Origin of the sequence: Pontibacterium sp., assembly GCF_041587635.1 — a bacterium.
GTDB lineage: Bacteria > Pseudomonadota > Gammaproteobacteria > Pseudomonadales > Balneatricaceae > Pontibacterium.
Genome location: NZ_JBFGYC010000177.1, coordinates 1 through 7012, shown reverse-complemented (window position 1 = coordinate 7012; position 7012 = coordinate 1). Strand labels below are relative to the sequence as shown.

Below are 7012 nucleotides of genomic sequence, written 5' to 3'. Positions count from 1 at the left end.
GCAACGATGAAAAGGCATACCAATACGCAGTTTTCGCTCATGACCTCCTTAAACAAAACCTAAGTCCTATTTCTCCAGCGCTTCTGTTTTCTATTTATAAGAAGCAAGCACGCCAATTAGGATTCAGTAGAGGAAAGGGGATAGCTGCTGAAGAGCTTCAGAACGCTGTTATCGATCATTATGGTGAGGCGTTCATAAAAGATACTGATACTGCATATGCATCCGCACGTAGAAAAAACTGGTTGCGGCTGACTTCCTACCAGTCAGCTCTGGATACACCAATCACTCGCCATATCCTTCTGGGCCTCTTTCTATTCGAGTCTGTAGAGCGATTTACACAGCAAATACTTAAAGAAGAGGTCCAACTAAAGTTAGAAACACGTTCAAGACACCAAGAGACAAATAGCGCTTTTCGAGACACTAAGCTCAGTTCTCACCAAAGAGAACATCACCGTAAAAAAGTGCTCAATTTAAAACAGCGACGCCCGACGGCCACCATCCAAGAGATATGGAAGCAAGCCTTCAAATCAATGTCTTGGCTTTATGATAATGATCGCGTTTGGCTACAAAAGTACGGCCTACAGCCGAAATCAATAACAACTCATAAAACTGTTAGCCCTTCTATCGACGACGAGCTATTGGCTGCACAAGTCGACGATTTTGCCAAAAACTATTTTTCAAACGATTCGGGGAAACCACACCGGTTGACCGTTGGTCGCCTACTCGAGTGTCTCGGAAAAAAACTATGCCCCTCTTCCGACTATCGGAAGCGGTTCCCGTTAACCTTTGATCGTATCGATTACCACACTGAATCACCATGGCACTTCCGAGCCCGACGTATCCTATGGGCTATTGGTGAACTGCAGAGCTTTGGCGAATCAATATCAACTTCGAACATAGAAATGATTTCCGGTGTCAATTTCCATTGGATCAATGATATCGTCGACTACTGTGAGTGGAATTATGCGTCTCTCGCCCGGCAATCGATAAACATCCCAAGCTTCCTTTTAAGGTCGGGAATTCCTCACAATTGGCCTGGCCCTAGGCGTCCAGACAGCCGAATGAACGGCGGCCGACGCCATATCAGTCAAGCAAAGATAGAACCGAAATCTTATCTGGATTTCATTCTTAATTCAGAGACGAGCAAGCCTCATAGCTGAGCAGCGGCCTGTAGCCTGTAGAATGATGCCTGCCTGGTGCAACTTTTGACTACCTAACGCGGTTTGAAGAAGAATCACGGGGCATTCCGGAATAGAGCTGGAATCAGGCGGGTAGCTCCTGACTGAAACCATAAAATCAGCCATCTGAATCCTCTTCAGCTAAGGCCGGATACCATACAGCTGACTAGTTTTGGTCAGTTGCCCCAGATTAGGTGCTGGCAACACCCGGTATGCTCAACCTGATTAGCCAGGCTAGCGATTGTATGCTCTGGTAGGCCTGTGTACTCATAAAATGATATTCGCATTATTTGAAGCAGGTCTGTTTTTTCCGGGCTTAGGTTTTAACAAAGAACAGTTGGAACAGTATCTCTTCGGTTCTGCTGTCTTGTGGTATAGGCAACAGGTACGACGAAAACGAATGGGGCCTTTATCGGTATGGCAGACTGGCTGGCGAAAACGCTGCAGGGGATTATAACTGGTAGCAAACAGCTCAGGGGAGGCCTGTTGCAGTAACCAATCACAGTCAGCCTGAGCTTGCTGGCGGGCAGCTTCAGAGCAGAGATTGTGCATCTTGCATTCATACACTGAGTACACCCGTACAGCGGTGTTCTCCCACAGATTCCGGATCGAGATACCTCCCACTTTATGCAGGATATCCCATAAAGGTGCTAGCAAATCTGCAAACAGGGACCACACTAACTCTTCCCGCCAAGCTTCCCTCTGCCCCGCTACATAAATGGAGGGGGCAATGGAGTGCAGTGGCATGCAGGAGGTCCAGAGGCCATCTTCATGACCATATTCGATCAGGCTGTTATCCCGCGACAATAACAGCCCCTTGTCGTAAACCGACATTGAATACAAGCAAGCTCCCGAAGCCAGAAAGGCGATCCTTTTTGCCAACAAAGAGGCAGTCACCGCCTGGTTGGGAGCATTCAGCACAGGTGCCAGCTGATCCAATAGCTGACGACACTTGTCTTCATCCAGCAGATCAGTTGCACTAATCACTCTATGGTCACTTTCCCCAGCCTGCCGCAAGCGGAAGTGACCATTCAAAACAGCCCATTCCTGTTCATTAAATGCACCAATAAACGCTGAGCTTTCCGGACTATTCATAGGCTCGTCATCTGCGGTAGACTTCATCTCTATTTCACTATTAATAACAACCATCATTCCAGTATCTCCAGCCCAAAAAAGATACTCAGAGGCGTTCCAAAGAAGGGATCGGTATAATGCGACTGTTCAGGTCAAATACCTTGGTTACCAAAGCCCCGGTCAGGGTATCCTTTAGCACCCTACAAACACGAAGTGTCCATTTACTCAACTTGCTTTGGCCTGCGGGCTGTCCAAGCTGATCTGGTCCAGATAGCGAACCCAGCCGTCAGCGGTTGCTTTCAACTGCTTGTCAGCTGCTGCAGCTGACAACGCATGTCGGGCCTGTTCATAACTTTTGAGCTTAATTCGGGTTATACCTAGTAACAATTGCAACCGAGCCTGCTTACCCTGGCTGTGCTTTAACGCTTTCAGCAATGTCGCTTGAGCCCCGTGCCAGTCCCGCAACTCAATCTGCATATGCGCCAACCGTGTCAGGCTCTGTCTGCTTGGAGCCAACTGGTTTAGTTGTACAAGCACATCAACTGCCTTCTCACTTTCATGAGCCTGGATCCAACTGCGACTCAGGAGTTTTAGGGTTTTCTTATCAGGGTTGAGTACACCATTCTCCACCCCCTCCTGAATGACTAATCCGGCAAAGTAAGGAACCTGAGCTTGCAACATCATCTCCGCCAGCAGGCGGTAGTCGCTGTCTTTGCGCAGTAGATTGCGCTCAAAGCCCATGCGCTGTGTTGCTAGGGCAGCTTGCTGGTCTTTCACCTCCAGCTGCAGGGATACAAGACGGCGCCAGTGCAAGGGCTTATCGGCGTAGTGACTGATCAGCCGCTTCTGCTCACGGATCGCCGCCCGCCACTGTCTCAGGCGGATATGTGCCACCACTTTGAGCTGATACCAATTCTCCGGCGCCACGTCACGACTATTAATGGCGGCGCTGACCTGTTTAACCACCTTCGACCACTTCTTAAGTCGACTGTAAGCCTGTGCCAACAGAAGGTGGTCGTCTCCTTTAACCTTACCCGGCGCCTGATGCATCCACTGTTCTAGAAGGGAAGCACAGGTACTCCAGTTCTCTTCTATGCAATTGAGCTGCGCCAGCGTACGGATCAGGTTGATCTGCTGTTCTTTCGGCAGAGCATTCAACTCGTACGAATCACGCAGGTGACCCAGGGCCTTGCCATAACGCTCGCGCTGCAGCTCAACCTGCCCCAGATTGTGGGAGATCAAAGCACGGGCATAGTCATTCCCGACCTGACTTTTGACCTCCATCAGATACTTGTGCGCTTCAGCGTACTGCTCGGCTTCAATAAGCTTGAACGCCTGCGTCAGGAGTTGGTAATCCCGCTGCGAAAGCTGCGCTTCCGCTTGGGCCGTCAGTGGCAGCAGCATGAGTACGGCGATTAAAAAATGGCGCATCCTACTTCTCCAGCTTAAATTCCAGCTTCTGACGTGCTTTAAACGGCACTGGCTGCCCATTCACTAAACGCGTTTTAAAGCGCCAACGTTGAATGGCACGCAAAACAGCCTTGTCAAAAACGCCCGACGGCGTTGATTCCACCACCACAACCGAACCCGGTTTCACAGTACCCATTTCGGTAATGGTGAACTCGACTACCACCTGGCCCTCCTGACGTCGGCGTAGCGCTCGCTGGGGATAGCGTGGTGGGAATTGGCTGAGCACCGTCGGATTGGTATCCATGGTCATGGTGGGGGTAGGCACTGACAGATTGTGAAGCGACGGCGATAGGCTTATCTGAATCCCCATGTCGATTTCGGGTAGGTCAATGTTCGGCAGATCCACATTTACCGCCAATGCGCTTTGTGGCTGGAGTTGCGGGATCTCCTGCTGTTGCTGCTGTACCAGCTCCTCCGGTTCTGGCGGGAGCTGACGCTTGCGCAGTTCGATTTCAGACTCCTGCCGTACAAGCAGAAAGTCCAGATTAGGGATGAACTGCTTTTCTGGCACTCGCAGGTCATCCACACTCGTAATCAGAGCTAACAGATAAAAAAGCAGCAATGACAGACACAGCGCAAGCGGCACTGAAACCATGAAGCGCAGCATTACTGCAAACCCACCTGAGTGGCCACGGTGTATTGCACTTTTGCCAACCGTAGCTGATCGATAACACTAATCAACTGACCGGTACTGGAGTTCTCATCGGCCTGCACAACAACGTTAATCTCCGATTGTTCGCTCCGCAGTCGTTCGATCGCGGGGCGCACCATCCGTAGATCCAGCGGCTTGCGATCAAGCCAGATCTCGTCATCCGCAGAGATCGCTACCAGAATGGCCGTTTTACTCTGCGAGTGACTGGTTTCTGCGCTCGGACGATTCACATCGATACCGGACTCTCGTACAAAGGAGGTTGAGACGATAAAGAAAATCAACATGATAAACACCACATCCAGCATGGGAGTCATGTTGATTTCAGCATCGTCCTGCTGTTGCGATAAATTCAGACGCTGACGCACGGTGCTTCTCCTGGGTTCTCATTCAACACAAGACGCAGGGCCTGACGCTCATTGTCTGACCAGCGATACAAACGGTTGTGAAACAGCAATCCGGCAACGGCTACAGCCATGCCAGTCATGGTTGGAAAGGTGGCACTGGCAACCCCCGCCGCCATCAATCGGGGATTACCTGTACCGTAAATCGCAAGGCTGTCGAATACCTGAATCATGCCGGTGACGGTACCCAGCAGGCCGATCAACGGACAAAGGGCAATCAGCGTCTTGATCAGTGCAAACTGCGCCTTGAGCGCCAGATCCAACTCGCATAGCAGACTAAGCTTTTTTACGGTAAGAGACTCCGCACGCAGCGAGGACAGCGTACGCTGCTTCGCCCTTGGATAGCTAACCGCACGGTACAAAATACGCTCGATGATCAGCGTGAACATCAAAAAACTGACAACTAAAATCGGATAGAGCACCCAGCCGCCGGTCTGGAAAAACTGCCCTAGCGCAAACAGCCAGTCAGTCAGGGTTGGCAGTTCAGGCAGCACGCTCAAACGCCTCTCTTGCGTTCAGTGATTCAGCCTCCGCTAACATACCCAGGCTTTTCTCCTGCAGGATCTGAGTCAACCGACGCCCACGTGCAGCCAAAAAGCCGTGACAGAACAGGAGTGGGATTGCGACAACCAGACCAAGCACCGTAGTTATCAGCGCTTGGGAGATACCACCCGCCATCAGTTTCGGATCACTGGTACCAAACAGAGTGATGCTCTGAAAGGTGGCAATCATACCGATCACGGTACCAAGCAATCCCAACAGCGGAGCAACTGCAGCGAGTAGTTTCACGAAGCTCTGGCCGCGCTCAATGCGCGGTAACTCTTTAAGAATCGCTTCATCCACTTTCAGCTCACGCTGCTCCTGGCTCAATTGCATATCACTGACCGTCAACAGTACACGCCCCAGCGCATTACTCTGACTGAGGTGATCGGCCCGACGCAGCTGCGTCCGTACTTTCATCTCGTCAACTAGCATGTTCATCATCTGCAACAGTGCAACCAGCAAACCTAAAGCGCCCAAACCCAGAATCAGGTACCCCACTTCACCGCCCTGATGTACGCGTTCCATCAGTTTGGGTTCACGGTCAAGCAGCATAAACAGCTGACCACGGGTAGGATCTACCCGTACTTCATTACTGACGCCTTGCAGGTAACCTGACAGCTGTGCCAGCCCCCCTTCCGGCTGGGTTGGCAGCACGGCTAGCACCTGCTGATTCACATCCCAGTTTAGGAATTCGCCCTGCTCTGTTGCCGCAGCAAACAAACCAAAACGCACCACAGGCTGGGATACTGCATTACCAGCCTCTGTCACAACAGGTGCATCAAAGCGGCTTATTTCACCCGATGCAATCATCTCCAGCTGCAACTGATACCACAACGTTTCCAGCTCTTTTAAAGTTGGTATCCGCTTGGACTCTGCAAACGCTAACTGGGCAGCTCGCCCTGGATTGTCAGCACTGCTCAAGGAATCCTCCAACAGTGAACGCAGCTCGTCAGCCTCCTCTTTCGCCACGCCAAAAACCTCACCTAACTGACCGGCGCGCTGCTGAATCAGCGCTTCCATCTCAGCCAATTTAAGATCATTGTCATCAAAGGCTTTTTTCAGACGTGCCTGCTCGGCTTCTGCCGCTTGCAGACGATGTTTACTCTTCGTGAGCAGCGCTTGCTGCTGATTGAGATCAGCATTGAACAACCGCTCTCGTGCTTTGTTCAACTCACGATCCGCGGAACTGAATTGATGCACTTCCTGTAACAATCCATCCAGGGTTGCCGGAGCTTTCTCGGCACCGTAGGCTATACTGGCCGCCACTAAAAACAACGTACTAATCATCATCTGCTTTATCATGAGCGGGACTCCAGTGCTGGCAAAGGCAGATCAATCAAGCTAGGGATCTGTTGTTGCTGAGCAATTTGCATCGCTTTCCGCAGGGCTAGGTTCTGTTTCTCGGTCAGAATCTGCCAACGCTTTTGCGCCTGCAGCCAAAGCCCACTCTCCTGTCCTCCCAGCGTCTGGTAATACAGTGCGGTGCGTCCCAGGCGCAGAAAGTTAACCTGACGGTTATTTCCTTCCTGATGCAAACGTCCGCTATAGGCTTCAAACGTCCGTCCATATCGCACTTCCACCATATAAGCTTCAAGAATCTGACGGTACTTTTCCGCCACGCTGACATCTGCTCGCAGTAACAGATCATTAAGCTTATCAAGACGTTTTTGACGCTCTTCGGTCAAAATTGGCAG

At 51.1% G+C, this 7012-nt stretch carries 8 protein-coding genes; 1 reads left to right on the top strand and 7 read right to left on the bottom strand.

Going from position 1 to position 7012, the window contains the following annotated elements; all coding sequences use genetic code 11:
* The coding region (locus ABYW01_RS10375; protein ID WP_372832541.1) for a TnsD family Tn7-like transposition protein at positions 1-1160 on the top strand (1160 nt) is incomplete at its 5' end.
* A gap of 285 nt (positions 1161-1445) precedes the next feature.
* On the opposite strand, the gene ABYW01_RS10370 is transcribed toward ABYW01_RS10375, so the two are convergent.
* From ABYW01_RS10370 to ABYW01_RS10340, 7 genes are all read right to left on the bottom strand, one after another.
* Positions 1446-2330 (bottom strand): IucA/IucC family C-terminal-domain containing protein, encoded by an 885-nt coding sequence (locus tag ABYW01_RS10370; protein ID WP_372832540.1) that lies wholly within the window; start codon positions 2328-2330, stop codon positions 1446-1448.
* A 147-nt stretch (positions 2331-2477) separates the two neighbouring features.
* Positions 2478-3683, bottom strand: a complete 1206-nt coding sequence (locus ABYW01_RS10365) for a tetratricopeptide repeat protein (RefSeq protein ID WP_372832539.1) — start codon at positions 3681-3683, stop codon at positions 2478-2480.
* A 1-nt stretch (position 3684) separates the two neighbouring features.
* Positions 3685-4329, bottom strand: a complete 645-nt coding sequence (locus tag ABYW01_RS10360) for an energy transducer TonB (RefSeq protein ID WP_372832538.1) — start codon at positions 4327-4329, stop codon at positions 3685-3687.
* On the bottom strand, positions 4329-4739 hold the full coding sequence (locus ABYW01_RS10355) for an ExbD/TolR family protein (RefSeq protein WP_372832537.1): 411 nt from the start codon (positions 4737-4739) through the stop codon (positions 4329-4331). The genes ABYW01_RS10360 and ABYW01_RS10355 overlap by 1 nt, the downstream gene beginning before the upstream one ends.
* Positions 4724-5269: a MotA/TolQ/ExbB proton channel family protein gene (locus ABYW01_RS10350; protein ID WP_372832542.1), complete on the bottom strand. Its 546-nt coding sequence runs from the start codon at positions 5267-5269 to the stop codon at positions 4724-4726. The genes ABYW01_RS10355 and ABYW01_RS10350 overlap by 16 nt, the downstream gene beginning before the upstream one ends.
* A complete protein-coding gene (locus ABYW01_RS10345) occupies positions 5259-6620 on the bottom strand; it encodes a MotA/TolQ/ExbB proton channel family protein (protein WP_372832536.1) in 1362 nt (453 codons plus the stop codon). The genes ABYW01_RS10350 and ABYW01_RS10345 overlap by 11 nt, the downstream gene beginning before the upstream one ends.
* On the bottom strand, positions 6617-7012 hold a 396-nt coding region (locus ABYW01_RS10340; RefSeq protein ID WP_372832535.1), incomplete at its 5' end, for a DUF3450 family protein. The genes ABYW01_RS10345 and ABYW01_RS10340, both read right to left, overlap by 4 nt.